The organism is Cardiobacterium valvarum, assembly GCF_900460955.1.
Taxonomy (GTDB): domain Bacteria; phylum Pseudomonadota; class Gammaproteobacteria; order Cardiobacteriales; family Cardiobacteriaceae; genus Cardiobacterium; species Cardiobacterium valvarum.
On record NZ_UFUW01000001.1, the window covers coordinates 2,620,929 to 2,636,332 of the forward strand.

Consider the following 15,404-nt stretch of genomic DNA (forward strand, 5'->3'; position numbering starts at 1 on the left):
TTCCTTCAAAAAAACGGCAGCATTATATGACGCAGAACATCCTCATCGGCATTAGCGGCGGCATCGCCGCCTACAAAATCCCGCACCTCGTCCGCCTCCTGAAAAAACAGGGGGATAACGTACGCATCGTCCACACCGCCCACGCCGCCCACTTCATCAGCCCAACCACCTTGCAGGCCGTCTCCGGCGAAGCGGTGCGGCACGACCTCTTCGACCCCGCCGCCGAACAGGGCATGGGGCACATCGAACTGGCACGCTGGGCGGATGCCTACCTCATCGCCCCCGCCACCGCGAATATCCTCGGCAAACTCGCGCACGGCATCGCCGATGACCTCCTCACTACCCTCTACCTCGCGACAAACGCACACATCTACCTCGCACCGACGATGAACTGCCACATGCTCGCCCACCCCGCCGTGCAGGCAAACCTCGCCACCCTTGCTGCCCGCGAAAAACACACCGTCATCCCCAGCGACAGCGGCGCACAAGCCTGCGGCGACATCGGCGCGGGCCGCCTGCCCGAACCTGAAACCCTGCGGGACTGGCTCACGCCCAAGCGGGACTGGCAGGACATCCATCTCACCGTCACCGCCGGGCCGACGCGCGAAGCCATTGATCCGGTGCGCTACCTCTCCAACCACAGCAGCGGCAAAATGGGCTATGCCCTGGCTGCCGCTGCCGCACGCCGTGGCGCCATTGTCACCCTCATCAGCGGCCCGACAGCATTGCCGACCCCGCCGGGCGTGACCCGCATCAACATCGAAAGCGCCGAAGACTTGCTCGCTGCCGCCCTCGCTCACCCCGGCGACATCTACCTCTCCGCTGCCGCCGTCGCCGACTACCGCGTCGCGCACCCCGCCGCACAAAAACAAAAAAAACAGGGCGACGCCCCGCTCACCCTCGCCCTCGTGCAAAATCCGGACGTGATCGCGACCATCGCCGCATTGCCGCCTGAGACACGCCCCTACACCGTGGGCTTCGCCGCCGAAACCGAAAACCTGCTCGTCTACGCCCGCGCCAAACGCGCGCGCAAAAACCTTGACCTCATCATCGCCAACGACGTGAGCGGCGATGTCTTCGGCGCAGACGACAACAGCGCGACCCTCATCAGCGCCGAGCGGGAAATCCCGCTGCCACGACAGAGCAAAAGCGCGCTGGCAGAAAGCCTCCTTGACCATATCCGCGCCGCTTATAGCCAAACATCTAAAAAATCATAACAACGCTGCGCCGCAGGCAGCGATGTAATGCGACAAGATGTGCCACCTTCTCGCCTTCATTCCTGAATTTGGCCTTCGTACACGATAAAAAACTTCCCGCATGGACGCTTGCGGACCCAGTGTTTACGCCGCTTGACACGGACAAATCCCTTCCCCCGCTGTGGGGGGAAGGTGGCCGAAGGCCTGAAGGGGGGATAAAAACCAGCATTTACGGCACTTAGCAAAATTCTGAAGAAGTGACGCCAAATTAATAACCTATCTCACCGGACGAACCATGATGCAGTGACAATCATGTTGTTTTAAATCTGTCTGGTGAGATAGATAAGCTCTAAATAACTTTGCGTAAATTAGGAGTTTTCGTGCAACTCTTTAACTATTGTTTGTAATAACATGGACACATTTGGCTCTATCTCGCTTATCTTATAAGAAAAATTCTCTAGATAAACACTTGTGATTTCTATCGCCATCTTATCGCTAGATACAGGGACCAGTTGTAAATAATCTCTTTTGATCGGTAGGCATTTGTAATATTCTTTATTTGTATCATGTGGACAAAATACTTTAATCTCCCCTACATTCCATGCCATATATCCATAATAAACATTAGGTTTTATATAAAGAAAATGGTTTCTTACAACCGATAACAGCAAGTTGTTATCCTTTTCTTTATTCAAGGCAAAAATATTATCGCTAATAACATATAGCTTTGATTTACTTTCATCTTCTATATATCCAAGGCTTATGAGGATATGATTGATAAATGTAGACTGCTCCATAGTTGTAAATAGAAGGCAAAAAAGAAATAGTATTGACAGTGATAGGCCATAATAAAACTTGGGTGAAATATCTATTTTTCTTTTATATACGCTGCTTAGTAAAATTATTGAATTAAGGATGTAAAAACAGACCGCCATAGCATAAAAAGTCCAGCTTTTTGCAACCCAAGCGTAGCCCACAAGAAGAAATAATAATATAGACCAAATAAAACAAAGATGATGTATTAACATTAGCATTATATTACTAAAATCTTCTTTATTAAGAAGAGATACAAACTGCCTATTGTTTATTCTCTTGTATAATGAAAATACGAAATAAGGTATAGTAAAGAGAATAAATACTGATAATAATAATGACCCAGATAGAAATGTAACGATCAAGATCACAAACATCAGCACATATAATCCGAATGCACACCATATTGCTCGTCTTCTTTTTTTCATTATTGATTTAGATTTTATTAGATGTAATAAGAACACATACCATCTCACTCGTTTTCTTTCACTTGCTAACTTATATTCTTGGTAGATCATGGGTAAAGATAAAAAAGGAATGATATATATACATGTTGTTATTATTGCAATATAAATTAATATGAGCGCTAATACTGCGCTGGTCAATATTATGTCTGGGAACAGGCCGTTAAATCCTATGGTGTTTAAATAATTATGGATGATCATTGCGCCAATAACCATGGATACAATAGGGATCAATGTTGCAAGTTTTGTCAGTCTGTTCAGCCAATTATCAAACATGTTTAACTCCTTAAAAAGTATTTTGTTCGTGGTTTGGTGTTTAACAGCAACGTCACAGTCTTACCGCCATCGGCAGGCGGCGGATACGGCGTTGTTCACTACCCGGATCGGCTTGGGGCAGGTGGTCGTCAAGCCGCCATTGCAGCCGGGCGGTATCGACGCCGAGTTTTTGCCAGACGAGTTGCAGGTGGGCGCGGCAGTTGTGCAGGTCAGCATCGGCGGCGGCGGTGAGGGTGATGCCGGTCGGGCTGTGCTGGCTCAGGTGGTAGTCATTTTTCCACGGCAGCAGGCGGGCCAGGGTGTGGTGGCTGGTCTGCGGGTAGATTTTGATGCGGCGGGTGAGGTTTGGCAAAGGCAGGATGAAGATGTCGTCAGTACGGTCTTCGATGGCGCGCACGCTGTCGGCGCAGTTGCCACAGAGGCAGGATTGCGGATCGTGTTGCAGCACGTCGCCCACGCGGTAGCGCACTAGTGGCAGGGCGTGGGCGGTGAATGAGGTAATAAGCGGGATGTAGTGGACGTCATCCAGCCATTCTTTTTCGATGAGGTATTTTTCTTCGCAAAGGTGCTGTCGGCCATGCGCGCAGGTGACGCCGAGCATCCCTTCCACGCCCTGATAGATGTCACCGACAGTGGCGAACTGGCGGCGTAGGGCAAGACAATCGCGCGCGGTCATCACTTCGCCGCTGTTATAGACGCGGTTACAGCGTTCGAGTTCGAGGCGCCCTTCCATGATGAGGCTGAGGATGCGCAGGAGGACGCTGACTGGAGCGATGATGAGGTATGGCTGCTGGTGTTGCAGTTTTTGTGCGAGATAGGAGGGGTGTTCTTGCAGGTCATAGCTCTGGATTTCGAGGGTGCTTGTTTTCAGAGCGTGGTGGGGCGCGTTGTTATTGCGGAAGTACCAGGCGATGCTGGTGCCTTCCGGCAGTTCGTCCGGGTAGAGACGGACGAGGATGGCGCCGATGCGATCCACCCGCTCTTCGTGGCTGAGGATGTAGGCGCGGCAGCGGCCTTTGCTGCCGGCGGAAAGGAGCGGGGTGTAGTCGCGGGCGAAGTAGGCATAGTCGCGCGAGATGTCGGCACGCACGCCGAGGGCAAAGACTTCTTCGTGTCTGGCGCCGAGGGTGTTGATTTGGTCGAAATGGCGGGTGAGATCCACCGGGTTCATCACCGGCCAGTTTTCGATGGGTTCTTTGAGGCAAGACCGGTAGTAGGGGCTTTGCGGCAGGGCTTCTTTGAAGAGACGGGTGAGCATCCGCCGCTGCCACAGTTCGAGGACGGTGCGGTCGGTAAAGCGCTGGCGACGGTTGCGTTGCCAGGCGGCGAGAATTTCGTAGAGGTTGGCCGGTTGTGGCATGCCGGTTCCCTGTTTGGTGTTGTTTGGGTCATGTTTGCTGTTTTATGCCAAACGCGGCGATAGCATGTTGATTTTTTTGATAATCGCTTGGCGGAAAAATGTTTACAGCAATGGCAGGCAGTGCGGCAGCAGTCTATCCGGGGTGACGAAGGTGAGCTGGTACATCGCGCTCAGTGAGTTTGCCTGGGCGTGGCTGAGGTCGGTCGCGAGGATGAGGTAGTGGCTTGGTGGTAAATCAAGACGTTTACGCAGGTTGAGGTATTTATCGAGGTCGCGCCGGTATTCGCCGCTTTTGCATTCGATGATGAGCGGGGTTTTGCCTAGCGGCAGGTAGGCGACGTCGAGTTCGTGTTTGTCGCCGTTCGCAAATTCGATGCGAACGCCGCGCGCGCAGGCGAAGCGGTAGTCCGCGCCGCGTTTGGCCGCCTCACTCAGCAGGCTGCCGAGGGCATACCATTCCAGCCAGCCGCCACCGAGGAATTGGCGCACGGGCTGGGCGTTTTGTAGCTGGATGTGCAGGCTGTGTTTGGCTTTGTCGTAGTGATAGCGGGCGATCAGGGTCGCGTCGTAGAGTTCGCGCACGATGGCAAGCAGGCGTTTGCTCTCCGCTGCGGCGTAGGGTTTGAGGTTGAGACGCAAGCCGTCATGACGATGGCGGTAGGCCCAGTTGATTTGGTTGAGCAGGTTGTTGAGCAGGACGTGTTCGCTGCCGAGGAGGGCGGCGGCTTCGTCGTAGTAGCCGCGCATATCGACGGCGGCATGGTTGAAGCGGGCGCGGATTTGTTTGCGCGCGAACCAGTCGGCCAGCGGCTGGTGTTGGGCGGCGTTGGCGAGGCTGTTTTCTTCTTGCCAGGCGGTGTTGTGCAGCGGGTTAGCGGCAGTCTCCTCTATCCCCGCCGCTTCTTCGTTATCGTCAGCAATCTCCACGCCGTAGTGTTCGGACAGCGGTTTGAGGCCGCCGACGAAGCCTTGTGCGATGAAGCGGAATTTCCAGGCACCATCGCGGCGGTAGCATTCGCCGAGGATGAGCGCGGTTTCTTGCCGTTCGCCGAGGTGTTCGACCGGGCAATGCAGGGCAGGCGTACCGTTTTCGCTGATGTCGAGGCTGAGGTGGCGGAAGCGGGAAAGTGGCGCGGCGCCGCTGAAGGCGATGGCGATGCGCTCGATGTCCGCCGGCTGGCGGGTGAGGTCGAGGTGGTATTCGCTGCGGCGCTCGCCGGCGTGGCAGGCGATGCTGCCGTCGTCGCTGCGCGGCTGGTTGTAGAAGATCATGTCGTGGTCGCCGCGCACGCGGCCATCGGCGGCAAGGCGGTAGGCAGCGCAATCGATCGGTTCGCTGCTGTCGATGCGGAGGGTGAGGCGGGCCGGATCGCGGATGGGAGCATTGGCGCCGGCGGTAAGGGTCTGGGCAGGCATGGTTTTCTCGTTTAGCGCGGGGGCGGGAAGGGCTGGATTTTCGGGTTGCCGCCGTCTTCGCTGTGGCGGATACGGCTTTCGCCGCAGCGTTCGACCTGGTCGATGCGGATGATTTGGTGGTAGGGGATGAAGGCGGTTTTGACGTTGCCGAATTCGGCGGCAAGTCTTTCCACACGCGGGTCAATGAGGACGCCGCTTTCTTCGTGGAAAAGGAAGTTTTCGAGGCAGATGAAGCCCGCCATGTCCGCAGGGAAGACGTGGCGGACGTAGAGGTCGTAGTAGTGCCGCTCGGTTTTGAATTGCACGCGGTAGATGCTGTTGTCCCGGGTCATGCGCCGCGTTCCGCCCAGGTTTGCAGGAAGGCCTGCCAGTGCGCGCCGTCTTGTTCTTCGAGGAAGGTTTCGACTTCTTCGAGGTGCTGCTGGTAGCTGTCCTGGGTGAGGTTGCCACGGATGAGTTCGAAGCGCAGGTAGACGAGGTAGGTGTTGAGCACGTCGGTTTCGCAGTAGTCGCGGATGCCTTTGATGTCGCCGCTTGCGTAGCGATCTTGCACGGCGGCGCCATCCATGTCGAGTTTGCCGGGGAAGCCGCAGAGTTTGGCGACGTCGTTCAGGCTGGCGCTGCTGCGCGCCTGGTAGCCGGAGAGCACGTCCATGAGGTCAAGATGCCGCCACTGGTAGCGGTTCAGGTAGTTGTTGTATTTGTAGTCCTTGTCGTTGTCGCCGTTTTCAAAGTAACGCGCGGCGGGGATGCCGTGGAAGAGGGCGCGGTAATGCAGCACGGGCAGGTCAAAGCCGCTGCCGTTCCAGCTCACGAGCGTTGGTGCGAATTTTTCGATGCCCTGGAAGAAGCGTTGCACGATTTCGTATTCGCTGCTGCTTTCTTCGCCAAGCGACCACACTTTCAGACCGCCGGCATTTTTGAGGACGACGGAGATGGCGACGATTTTGTGCAGGTGGTGGCGCATGAAGGTGCTGCCGCTTTCAGCAAGACGCTCGCCGGCCATGAGGCGGTAGGTATCGGCGTCGCTCTGTTCGGCGGGGAGGTTGTGCAGCAGGCGGTAGGCGGCGGTATCGGCGACGGTTTCGATGTCAAAGACGAGGGTGTTGTGGATGGGCATGGCGGTTCGCTCGGATGGGGGTTGGGCGGGATTATAGCAACGCCGCCTATGCAGCGAATTGGCTGAGAAAGCCGCTGAAGGTGTGGCGGAGCTGGGCGAGTTCGTGCGGCGCGTAGAAGAAGTGCCCGGCCTTGATGAGATGCAGGGTGGCGTCGTGGTCGCGGGCGTAGCGCAGCGAGTGTTCGTAGAGGATGACGTCGTCGTGCCAGCCGTGCACGATGGTGGTCGGGCTGATGCGCGGGTAGTGTTGCACGCGGTAACGCAGGCAGTAGAGGGCAGGGGCGATAAGGAAGAGTCCTTTGACTTTGTCGGGATGGGCGGCAGCGGCCAGCATCGAGGTGTAGCCGCCCATGCTGAAACCTGCGAGGAGCACGATTTCCGGCTCGGCGGCAACACGGGCGGTGAGGCGCGCGGCACGTTCTTCCGGGTCTTCGCTGTCTCGGTCGTCCACGGTTTCGCAGGTGTAGCCGTGCGCCTTGCCGGTGCGGGCAAGGTGGTAGATTTCTTTGTTATGCGGGGTACCGCCGCGACCGTGCGAGAGGATGATTTTCACGATTTGCGCTGTTTGCCGAGTTTGTCGAGGGTGGCGTTGATGTATTTGTAGCTGTCGGCGGCGCCGAATTGTTTGGCGAGTTCGACGGCTTCGTTGATGGTCACGGTCGGGTGGATGTCCGGACGCTCGTCAATTTCGTAGGCGCCAATCCAGAGAATCGCCCGCTCGACGGGGTCAAGCAGCGAGACTTTGCGGTTGTTCACGGTGGCAAGGCGGTTGCCAAGCTCTTCGCGGTGTGTGGTGATGTAGGTGTATGCGGCGGCGAAGTAGTCTTCGTCGATTTCGCGCGCTTTCGGGTCTTCCATGCGGTTCATGCGTACGTGATGGGGCGGGTCGCCGGTGATTTGCCATTGGTAGAGGGTTTGCAGGAGTAAGCGGCGGGCGCGGCTGCGTTGTTCGATGGCACGGCGGCGCAGGTTGGGCGTTTTGCCCGGAGCGACGGGGGCGGCATCGTCAGCGGCAGGCGCAACGCTATCGGCTGCGGGGACGGAAGCGGGGGCGGCATCGTCAGCGGCATGAAAGGCACTGTCAGCGCTGGGGACAAGGTCGAGTTTCATCAGGATGTCGGTCTGCGCGTCGCTGCCGAGGGTGAAGGTGTGGCTGGCAAAGGCGGTGAAGCCGTGTTTCTGGTAGAACTGCAAGGCGCTGCGGTTGTGTTCCCACACACCGAGCCAGAGGTAGGGGGCACCCTGTTGTTCGGCATCATGACGCGCCTGCCGATAGAGTGCGGCACCGACGCCCCGGCCGTGGTGGGCGCTGAGGACGTAGATGCGCTCGATTTCCAGCGCCTGCGGGTTTTGCGGCTCGCTTTGTGCCGCACCGGTGTTGGTTTTGAGGTAGCCGAGGGCGTTGCCGTCGTCGTCTTCGGCAAAGTAGAAGCGGCTTTCGGGGTTCACGAGTTCTTGCGCGAGGCGGGAGGCCGAGAGGTTGTGTTCGAGGTAGTGCGCCATGTCGGCTTCACTGTTGTCGGCGGCGAAGGTTTCGTGGAAGGTGGTGCGGCTGATGCTTTGCAGTTGGTCGAGGTCGGCGAGGGTCAGTTGGCGGATGTGCATGGTTGTCTCGGGTTGGGGGATTGGAGTGGGGTGTGCTGGCGTCCGGCAGCGTCAAAGTTGGCCGGCTCAAGCCAGCGCTCGAAGCGGGCGCGTTGTGCCGGCCATTCGTTATCGAGCAGCGAATACCAGGCGGTGTCGCGATTGCGGCCTTTGTAAACGACGGCCTGGCGGAAGGTGCCTTCGTAGGTGAAGCCGAGGCGCTCGGCGGCGCGACGGCTGGGCGCGTTCAGACTGTCGCATTTCCATTCGTAGCGGCGGTAGTGCAGTTCGTCAAAGACGTAGCGCATCAGCAGGTATTGCGCTTCGGTGGCAAGGCGGGAGCGTTTGAGGGCGTCGCCATAGCAGACCCAGCCCACTTCGATGACGCGGTTGGCCGGGTCGATGCGCATCAACGCCAGGGTGCCCAGCGCGGTACCGCTCGTGGCGTCGCAGATGGCGAGGTGGTAGGGGTCATTGGATGCGGCCATGCGCTGCATGTGGGCATCATGCGCGACGCGGTCAGGCGCGGGGTCAATGCTGAGGTAGGTGAAGTTCGCCGGCGGCGCGGCAGGGCCATAGACGGTGTAAAGGTCGTCGCCGTGACAGGCGGGATCGAGTTTTTCGAGGCGGCAGTAGCGGCCATGCAGGGTGGTGATGGCCGGACGTGCGCCGGGGGTATAACCGGGCAGGGCGTCGCCGATGGGTGGGTGATGTTGGTTGGTGGGCATGGTTCTGTCGATGGGGTACGGGTTGGCAGCGACGCGTTTGGTGTGCGGGGGCGTGTAAAAGATCGGGGTTGTGGTGGAATCTAGCGGGGCAACCGCGTGATGGGGTCTGTGGTGTGGAGGGCTAATGCCCACCTGCGGTTCGGGCAGCCGCCAAGCGAGGTCGTTACCGGGCTCGCCAGGCGGGGTGAGCGCGGTTTAGCCGATTTGGCGCAGCAAGCTGACCATTTCGATGGCAACCAGTGCCGCTTCGGCGCCTTTGTTGCCCGCTTTGGTGCCGGCGCGTTCGACGGCCTGTTCGATGTTGCTGGTGGTGAGGACGCCGTTGATGACGGGGATGTCGTGTTTGAGGGCGACACTGCTCAAGGCTTTGGCGCTTTCGCCGATAACGATGTCGAAGTGTGCGGTCGCACCTTTGATGACGGCACCGAGGGCGATGATGGCGTCGTAGCGGCCGGTCGCGGCGAGGCGTTGCGCAGCGATGCCGAGTTCGAGCGCGCCGGGGACGTAGGCGACGTCAATGTTGGTGAGTTCGGTGCCGTGGCGTTTCAGGGCGTCGATGGCGCCGGCTTCGAGTTTGTTGACGATGAAGTCGTTGAAGCGCGAGCAGATGATGGCGTAGCGCGCGCTGTCGAGGATGTAGTCGCCTTCGAGGCGGTTGACGTCGTTGGAGGTCATGGTGTTTTCCTTGTGGGTTTGTTAAGGGGTGAAATCCGCGTGGTTGTCCCGCCTGGCGGCTTCCCGGCTTTATTCGCTGAGGTATTCGCTCACTTCGAGCTGGTAGCCGGAGATGCCGGTGAGTTTGTACGGTGCCGAGAGCAGGCGCATTTTGCCGACGCCCTGGTCAATGAGGATTTGTGCGCCGATGCCGTAGGTACGCAGGTCTTGTTCTTGCGGGCGTTTCGGCGGCGGGTTGTTGTGGGTGAAGGCGACCATGCGGCTCAATATGTCGTTGTTATTCTGCGCTTCGTCAAGGACGATGATGATGCCGTCCGGTTCTTGTGCGAGGCGTTGCAGCGCGCTTTGCAGGCTGTGGGTGCGTTCGCTGAGGCGGGCGTGGAAGAGGTCGCCGAGGGTGTTCTGCACGTGGACGCGGACGAAGGTCGGGCGCGCCGCCTGGATTTTGCCTTTGCTCAGGGCGTAGTGCAGGCGGTCATTGTCGTAGATGTTCTGGTAGGCGGTCAGGGTGAAGGTGCCGTATTCGGTCGGCAGTTCGCATTGGGCGATGCGGGCGATGGTTTGTTCGCGTTCCAGGCGGTAGGCAATGAGGTCGGCGATGGTGCCGATTTTGAGGCCGTGCTCGGCAGCGAAGGTTTCGAGTTCGGGGCGGCGCGCCATCGAGCCATCTTCTTTGAGGATTTCGACGATGACGGCGGCGGGTTCGAGGCCGGCGAGGCGGGCGAGGTCGGTGCTGGCTTCGGTGTGGCCGGCGCGGACGAGGACGCCGCCTTCGCGCGCGACGATGGGGAAGATGTGCCCGGGCTGGACGAGGTCTTCGGGGCGGGCGTTTTTGGCGGTCGCGGCACGGATGGTGCGGGCGCGGTCGGCAGCGCTGATACCGGTGGTCACGCCTTCGGCGGCTTCGATCGAGACGGTGAAGGCGGTGTGGTACGGCGAGGTGTTGTGCCGCGATTGCGGCCAGAGGTTGAGCTGGTCGTTGCGCGCCTGGGTGATGGTGAGGCAGACGAGGCCGCGCCCGTATTTGGTCATGAAGTTGATGGCTTCGGGGGTGATGTGTTCGGCGGCCATGATGAGGTCGCCTTCGTTTTCGCGGTCTTCGTCGTCCATGAGGATGACCATTTTGCCGGCGCGCAGGTCATCGATGATTTCTTGGGTGCTGTTCAGGGGCATTTCAGTATCCGTGTTGGCGTAGGGTGTCGAGGGTGAGGCCGCTTTCTTGCGGAGCCTGCAGCAGGCGTTCGAGGTAGCGGGCGATGAGGTCGGCTTCGAGGTTGACGCGCGCGCCGGAGCGCAAGCCGGCGAGGGTGGTGCGCGCCTGGGTATGCGGCACGATGTTGACGTGGAAGGTGTCGCCGTCCACACCGTTGACGGTGAGGCTGATACCGTCAACGGTGATGGAGCCTTTTGCCGCGATGTAGCGCATCAGCGCGCGGGGTGCTGCGATGGTGAGGCGCTCGCTGCGCGCTTCGGGGACGCGGTCAATGAGTTCGCCGACACCGTCCACGTGGCCGCTGACGAGGTGGCCACCAAGCGGGGTGGCGAGTGTCAGGGCGCGTTCGAGGTTGACGGCTGCACCAGGGTTGAGGTCGCCGAGGGTGGTGAGGCGCAGGGTTTCGGCGGAGACGTCGGCGCTGAACCAGTCCGCGCCGAGGGCGGTAGCGGTGAGGCAGACGCCGTTCACGGCGATGCTGTCGCCCAGGGCGCAGCGGGCGAAATCGAATGCCTGGGAGGCAATGGTGAGGGTGCTGTCGTCGCCGTGGGTGTCGCAGGCGCGCAGGGTGCCAGTGGTTTCTATGATGCCTGTGAACATGGGTTTTCCGGGGTGAGGGTGAGGCGCAGGTCAGGGCCTAGCGGGGTGGTATCGGTGATGGTGTACTGCATTTTAGCAGACAGGTTTGTAAGCGGCGGCAGCGCGGCCAGCGGGCGGGCGTCCGGCCCGAGCAGGCAGGGCGCGAGGTAGTAGAGGATTTCATCGGCCAGTTGCGCGCGCAGGAAGGCGCCCGCCAGCCCTGCTCCGGCTTCGACGAGGGCGTTGTTGATGCCGCGTCGCCCCAGTTCGTCGAGCAGGGCGGCAAGCGGGATGTGGCCGTCAGCAAGCGGCAGGCGCAGCAGTTCGGCATGAGCGGGGTAGGCGGGGGCTGGCGCGGTTTCCCCGCAGGCGATGAGGATGGGCGTGGGTTCGTTGAAGACGGCGGCATCAGGCAGGGTTTGCAGGCGGCTGTCGATGATGACGCGCAGCGGCTGGCGGCTGGGCAGGTCGGTAGGGTAGCGTGCGCTAAGGCGGGCATTGTCGGCGATGATGCTGCCGGTGCCAGCGATGATGGCGTCGGCAGCGAGGCGGTGCTGGTGGGCGTCAAGCCGCGCTGCTGCGCCGGTAATCCATTGGCTGTCGCCGTTTGCCAGCGCGGTGCGGCCATCAAGCGAGGCGGCGAGTTTCAGGGTGACGAAGGGGCGGCCTGTGCTGATGCGGCGGAAGAAGCCGCGATTGAGGGCGGTGGCTTCGGCCTGGCACACGTTTTCGCTGACGGCGATACCGGCGGCGCGCAGGCGGGCGATGCCTTGTCCGGCAACAAGCGGGTTGGGGTCGCGGCAGGCGACGACGGCGCGGGCGATACCGGCGGCGATGAGCGCGTCGGCGCAGGGCGGGGTGCGGCCATGATGGGCGCAGGGTTCGAGGGTGATGTAGGCGGTGGCGCCACCGGCGGCATCCCCCGCTGCGCGCAGGGCGTGTGCTTCGGCGTGGGGTTCGCCCGCGTATTGGTGCCAGCCTTCGCCGACGGCAACGTCGTCTTTGACAAGGACGCAGCCGACGCGCGGGTTGGGAGCGGTGGTGTAGAGACCGCGCCGCGCGAGGTCAAGCGCGCGCCGCATCCAGTAGGTATCGTCGTGCATGACGGCTAGTCTTGCCGCAGTTCGGCGATGGTGTTGATGAAGGCTTCGACGTCCTGAAAGCTGAGGTACACCGAGGCGAAGCGGATGTAAGCGACGTGGTCAATGGTTTTCAGCCCCTGCATGACCCAGTCGCCGAGGCGGCGCGAGGGGATTTCCCGCTCGCCGTCAATGCGCAGGCGGTTTTCGATGTCGTCAATAAGGCGGTTGATTTTATCAACGCTGACCGGACGTTTTTCGATGGCGCGCAAGAGGCCGTTACGCAGTTTTTCTGCCGAGAAGGCCTGCCGCTCGCCGTTCTGCTTGATCACCATCGGCAACGAGATTTCTGCCGCTTCGTAGGTGGTGAAGCGGGTGGCGCAGTCGGGGTTGATGCATTCACGCCGGCGGCGGATTTTGCTGCCGTCGGCGATGAGGCGCGAATCAATGACGCGGGTGTCGGGCTGGCGGCAGATAGGGCAGTGCAAGGCGTGTCCCCGTCAGGCGTACACCGGAAATTCGGCACAGAGGCGGCCAACTTTTTCACGCACGGCGAGGATGGTTTCTTCGTTGTCAATGTCATCCAGGATGTCGCAAATCCAGGTAGCGACCTGCTTCGCTTCGCCCTGCTTGAAGCCGCGCGTGGTGATGGCAGGCGTACCGATGCGGATGCCGCTGGTGACGAAGGGGGATTGCGGGTCGTCCGGCACGGCGTTTTTGTTGACAGTGATATGCGCGCGCGACAAGGCGGCGTCGGCGGCGCGGCCTGTGATGTTTTTGCTGACGAGGTTGAGCAGCATCAGGTGGTTCTTGGTGCCGCCCGAGACGATGTCGTAGCCGCGTGCAAGGAAGACTTTGGCCATCGCCTTGGCGTTATCCAGCACCTGTTCCTGATATTTGGTGAAAGACGGATCCAGCGCTTCGAGGAAGGTGACCGCTTTCGCGGCGATGTTCTGCATCAGCGGGCCGCCCTGCACGCCGGGGAATATGGCGGAATTGAGCTTCTTCTCCAGCTCTTCATTGGCGCGGGCGAGGATGAGGCCGCCACGCGGGCCGCGCAAGGTTTTGTGCGTGGTGGAGGTAACAACATCAGCAATCGGTACCGGATTGGGATACAGCCCCGCTGCGACCAGCCCGGCGACATGCGCCATATCGACCAGCAGGTAGGCACCGACGCTGTCGGCAATCTCGCGGAAACGTTGGAAATCAAGAATCTGCGAATACGCAGAAAAACCGGCAATGATCATCTTCGGCTTGTGTTCCGTGGCCATACGCTGCATCGCGTCGTAATCAATCAGGCCGGTTTTCAGGTCAAGCCCGTAGTGAATGGCGTTGTACAGCCTGCCGGAAAAGCTGACCGGTGAACCGTGTGTCAGGTGGCCGCCGTGGCCGAGATCCATGCCGAGTACCGTGTCACCCGCGTTAAGCAGGGCGAGAAAAACGGCGGCGTTTGCCTGCGAGCCGGAATGTGGCTGCACATTGGCATAATCCGCGCCGAAGAGCGTCTTGGCGCGCTCAATGGCAAGCGTTTCAATGACATCAACATGCTCGCAACCGCCATAATAACGTTTGCCCGGGTAACCCTCGGCATACTTGTTGGTCAGGCAAGAGCCCTGGGCTTCCATCACGCGCGGACTGGCATAGTTCTCCGAAGCAATCAGCTCGATATGCGTTTCCTGCCGCAGGGCTTCGGCAGCAATCGCAGCTGCCAGCTCGTCATCAAAGCCCGTGATGGTCATTTCTTTATTAAACATGATAAAAATATTACGAATAGGGAAGGCGGCCTATGGTACTGCCTCAAGGAAACAAGGGCAACACGCGACGCGGGCGCGGAAAAATGCGACAAATCCCGCTTGTTTGCGGCATTTCCTCCCCCTACACTCACCGTCCTTACCAACCAGAACGGAGATCCCGACCATGCTCAAAAAAGCCCTCCTCGCTGCCCTCTTTGCCGCGCCTGCCCTCAACGTCTGGGCGGAAACCCACCTGATTGACGTACGCAGTCCAGAGGAATACACCGAGGCCCATGCCGACGGTGCCATCAACATCCCGATGGAAGACGTGGCGGCGAAAATCAGCGCAGTGACTGCTGACAAAGATGCCGACATTTACGTGTATTGCCGCAGCGGCCGCCGCGCCGAAGCCGCCCGGGAAACGCTTGCCAGCCTCGGCTACAAAAAAGTCACCAACCTCGGCACCCTTGCCGACGCGCAGGCCCATGTTGCCAAAGCACAGACGGACAAAGCCGAAGCGGACAGCAAAGCGGTGCAGTAATGACTGATTGACGGCAAGAAGAGCGGCAGGAAAACCCGCCGCTCTTCTGCCTGCGACAACGGCACAGGGAAATGCGACAGTTCCTGCTGGTTCACCAGCCTACCATTTCATATACTGCAAAACGTCATAAAGCAGGCAGCTATATGACATTATGTTTTTACCATCCAGACATGAGGTGAACAATGAAAGCGCTGATTGATAAATTCCGTTATTCCGATATTGATATGGTGCTGCTGAGAATATCAGTCATCTTCATCATTGCCCTGTTCGGCAACTACAAATGGTTCGAGTTTGAAGTAGAGGCGTTAAAACCGCTGATTTCCGGTACATGGTTAAGTTTTTTGTACGATATTTTTGGCTTTCACGGCGCGAGTTATTTGTTGGGTATTGTGGAAAGTATCGGCTATATCGCTCTAATCGCCGGATTTTTCAAACCCAAAGCCGGCATCATTGGTGATCTGGTGACCATTGCCATAGGCGTGACCACCTTGAGCCTTATCCCGCAGTACGGCCTGAAAAGCTTCCTCGTCAAGGATGCTGTCTTACTGGGCGCAGGATTTGTCCTACTGAAATACGATTTGAATAAAGCCATGCCAGACTAGCGGTTTTTCCTTGAAAAAACGGCGG

The 15,404-nt window shown here is 59.2% G+C and carries 17 protein-coding genes; 3 read left to right on the plus strand and 14 right to left on the minus strand.

Annotation, left to right across the window (positions count from 1 at the left end):
* The first annotated feature begins 26 nt into the window (after positions 1–26).
* Positions 27–1,217, plus strand: a complete 1,191-nt coding sequence (gene coaBC, locus DY250_RS12745) for a bifunctional phosphopantothenoylcysteine decarboxylase/phosphopantothenate--cysteine ligase CoaBC (protein ID WP_115612603.1) — start codon at positions 27–29, stop codon at positions 1,215–1,217.
* Positions 1,218–1,564: 347 nt separating this feature from the next.
* Here the strand turns inward: coaBC and DY250_RS12750 are convergent, their stop codons facing one another.
* The 14 genes from DY250_RS12750 to glyA form a co-directional block, all read right to left on the minus strand.
* Positions 1,565–2,749 carry a hypothetical protein gene (locus DY250_RS12750; RefSeq protein ID WP_115612604.1) on the minus strand — a complete coding sequence of 395 codons (1,185 nt, stop codon included), beginning with the start codon at positions 2,747–2,749 and terminating at the stop codon, positions 1,565–1,567.
* Positions 2,750–2,801: 52 nt separating this feature from the next.
* Positions 2,802–4,109 (minus strand): hypothetical protein, encoded by a 1,308-nt coding sequence (locus tag DY250_RS12755; protein WP_115612605.1) that lies wholly within the window; start codon positions 4,107–4,109, stop codon positions 2,802–2,804.
* A gap of 102 nt (positions 4,110–4,211) precedes the next feature.
* Entirely contained in the window at positions 4,212–5,525 is a 1,314-nt protein-coding gene (locus DY250_RS12760; RefSeq protein WP_115612606.1) for a TerD family protein, read from the minus strand.
* An 11-nt stretch (positions 5,526–5,536) separates the two neighbouring features.
* Positions 5,537–5,857: a DUF1820 family protein gene (locus DY250_RS12765; protein WP_115612607.1), complete on the minus strand. Its 321-nt coding sequence runs from the start codon at positions 5,855–5,857 to the stop codon at positions 5,537–5,539.
* The gene (locus tag DY250_RS12770) at positions 5,854–6,645 is read right to left on the minus strand and encodes a 3'-5' exonuclease (RefSeq protein ID WP_115612608.1); all 792 of its coding nucleotides are present in this window, start codon (positions 6,643–6,645) and stop codon (positions 5,854–5,856) included. The genes DY250_RS12765 and DY250_RS12770 overlap by 4 nt, the downstream gene beginning before the upstream one ends.
* 46 nt (positions 6,646–6,691) lie before the next feature.
* Complete coding sequence (locus tag DY250_RS12775) at positions 6,692–7,198, minus strand: alpha/beta fold hydrolase (RefSeq protein WP_115612609.1); 507 nt, start codon at positions 7,196–7,198, stop codon at positions 6,692–6,694.
* Positions 7,195–8,250: a transcription antitermination factor NusB gene (gene nusB / locus DY250_RS14400; RefSeq protein ID WP_218565603.1), complete on the minus strand. Its 1,056-nt coding sequence runs from the start codon at positions 8,248–8,250 to the stop codon at positions 7,195–7,197. Before nusB ends, DY250_RS12775 begins: the two co-directional genes overlap by 4 nt.
* Positions 8,232–8,957 (minus strand): GNAT family N-acetyltransferase, encoded by a 726-nt coding sequence (locus tag DY250_RS12785; protein WP_115612610.1) that lies wholly within the window; start codon positions 8,955–8,957, stop codon positions 8,232–8,234. Before DY250_RS12785 ends, nusB begins: the two co-directional genes overlap by 19 nt.
* A gap of 195 nt (positions 8,958–9,152) precedes the next feature.
* Positions 9,153–9,632 carry a 6,7-dimethyl-8-ribityllumazine synthase gene (gene ribH / locus DY250_RS12790; protein WP_115612611.1) on the minus strand — a complete coding sequence of 160 codons (480 nt, stop codon included), beginning with the start codon at positions 9,630–9,632 and terminating at the stop codon, positions 9,153–9,155.
* A gap of 69 nt (positions 9,633–9,701) precedes the next feature.
* The gene (gene ribBA, locus DY250_RS12795; RefSeq protein WP_115612612.1) at positions 9,702–10,805 is read right to left on the minus strand and encodes a bifunctional 3,4-dihydroxy-2-butanone-4-phosphate synthase/GTP cyclohydrolase II; all 1,104 of its coding nucleotides are present in this window, start codon (positions 10,803–10,805) and stop codon (positions 9,702–9,704) included.
* A gap of 1 nt (position 10,806) precedes the next feature.
* The gene (locus tag DY250_RS12800) at positions 10,807–11,445 is read right to left on the minus strand and encodes a riboflavin synthase (RefSeq protein ID WP_115612613.1); all 639 of its coding nucleotides are present in this window, start codon (positions 11,443–11,445) and stop codon (positions 10,807–10,809) included.
* Positions 11,427–12,527: a bifunctional diaminohydroxyphosphoribosylaminopyrimidine deaminase/5-amino-6-(5-phosphoribosylamino)uracil reductase RibD gene (gene ribD, locus DY250_RS12805; protein ID WP_115612614.1), complete on the minus strand. Its 1,101-nt coding sequence runs from the start codon at positions 12,525–12,527 to the stop codon at positions 11,427–11,429. Before ribD ends, DY250_RS12800 begins: the two co-directional genes overlap by 19 nt.
* A gap of 5 nt (positions 12,528–12,532) precedes the next feature.
* Positions 12,533–12,991 (minus strand): transcriptional regulator NrdR, encoded by a 459-nt coding sequence (gene nrdR, locus DY250_RS12810; RefSeq protein ID WP_040388890.1) that lies wholly within the window; start codon positions 12,989–12,991, stop codon positions 12,533–12,535.
* A 12-nt stretch (positions 12,992–13,003) separates the two neighbouring features.
* Positions 13,004–14,257: a serine hydroxymethyltransferase gene (glyA, locus tag DY250_RS12815; protein ID WP_006984499.1), complete on the minus strand. Its 1,254-nt coding sequence runs from the start codon at positions 14,255–14,257 to the stop codon at positions 13,004–13,006.
* A gap of 163 nt (positions 14,258–14,420) precedes the next feature.
* On the opposite strand from glyA, the gene DY250_RS12820 reads away from it, so the two are divergent.
* Positions 14,421–14,777 carry a rhodanese-like domain-containing protein gene (locus DY250_RS12820; protein ID WP_115612615.1) on the plus strand — a complete coding sequence of 119 codons (357 nt, stop codon included), beginning with the start codon at positions 14,421–14,423 and terminating at the stop codon, positions 14,775–14,777.
* A 182-nt stretch (positions 14,778–14,959) separates the two neighbouring features.
* Complete coding sequence (locus DY250_RS12825; protein WP_006984498.1) at positions 14,960–15,379, plus strand: DUF417 family protein; 420 nt, start codon at positions 14,960–14,962, stop codon at positions 15,377–15,379.
* Positions 15,380–15,404: the final 25 nt, after the last annotated feature.

What these genes read in the sequence shown, in the direction of transcription:
- coaBC (WP_115612603.1), top strand. Translation starts at nt 27, where the DNA reads ATGACGCAGAACATCCTCATCGGCATTAGCGGCGGCATCGCCGCCTAC.
- DY250_RS12750 (WP_115612604.1), bottom strand. Translation starts at nt 2,749, where the DNA reads ATGTTTGATAATTGGCTGAACAGACTGACAAAACTTGCAACATTGATC.
- DY250_RS12755 (WP_115612605.1), bottom strand. Translation starts at nt 4,109, where the DNA reads ATGCCACAACCGGCCAACCTCTACGAAATTCTCGCCGCCTGGCAACGC.
- DY250_RS12760 (WP_115612606.1), bottom strand. Translation starts at nt 5,525, where the DNA reads ATGCCTGCCCAGACCCTTACCGCCGGCGCCAATGCTCCCATCCGCGAT.
- DY250_RS12765 (WP_115612607.1), bottom strand. Translation starts at nt 5,857, where the DNA reads ATGACCCGGGACAACAGCATCTACCGCGTGCAATTCAAAACCGAGCGG.
- DY250_RS12770 (WP_115612608.1), bottom strand. Translation starts at nt 6,645, where the DNA reads ATGCCCATCCACAACACCCTCGTCTTTGACATCGAAACCGTCGCCGAT.
- nusB (WP_218565603.1), bottom strand. Translation starts at nt 8,250, where the DNA reads ATGCACATCCGCCAACTGACCCTCGCCGACCTCGACCAACTGCAAAGC.
- DY250_RS12785 (WP_115612610.1), bottom strand. Translation starts at nt 8,957, where the DNA reads ATGCCCACCAACCAACATCACCCACCCATCGGCGACGCCCTGCCCGGT.
- ribH (WP_115612611.1), bottom strand. Translation starts at nt 9,632, where the DNA reads ATGACCTCCAACGACGTCAACCGCCTCGAAGGCGACTACATCCTCGAC.
- ribBA (WP_115612612.1), bottom strand. Translation starts at nt 10,805, where the DNA reads ATGCCCCTGAACAGCACCCAAGAAATCATCGATGACCTGCGCGCCGGC.
- DY250_RS12800 (WP_115612613.1), bottom strand. Translation starts at nt 11,445, where the DNA reads ATGTTCACAGGCATCATAGAAACCACTGGCACCCTGCGCGCCTGCGAC.
- ribD (WP_115612614.1), bottom strand. Translation starts at nt 12,527, where the DNA reads ATGCACGACGATACCTACTGGATGCGGCGCGCGCTTGACCTCGCGCGG.
- glyA (WP_006984499.1), bottom strand. Translation starts at nt 14,257, where the DNA reads ATGTTTAATAAAGAAATGACCATCACGGGCTTTGATGACGAGCTGGCA.
- DY250_RS12820 (WP_115612615.1), top strand. Translation starts at nt 14,421, where the DNA reads ATGCTCAAAAAAGCCCTCCTCGCTGCCCTCTTTGCCGCGCCTGCCCTC.
- DY250_RS12825 (WP_006984498.1), top strand. Translation starts at nt 14,960, where the DNA reads ATGAAAGCGCTGATTGATAAATTCCGTTATTCCGATATTGATATGGTG.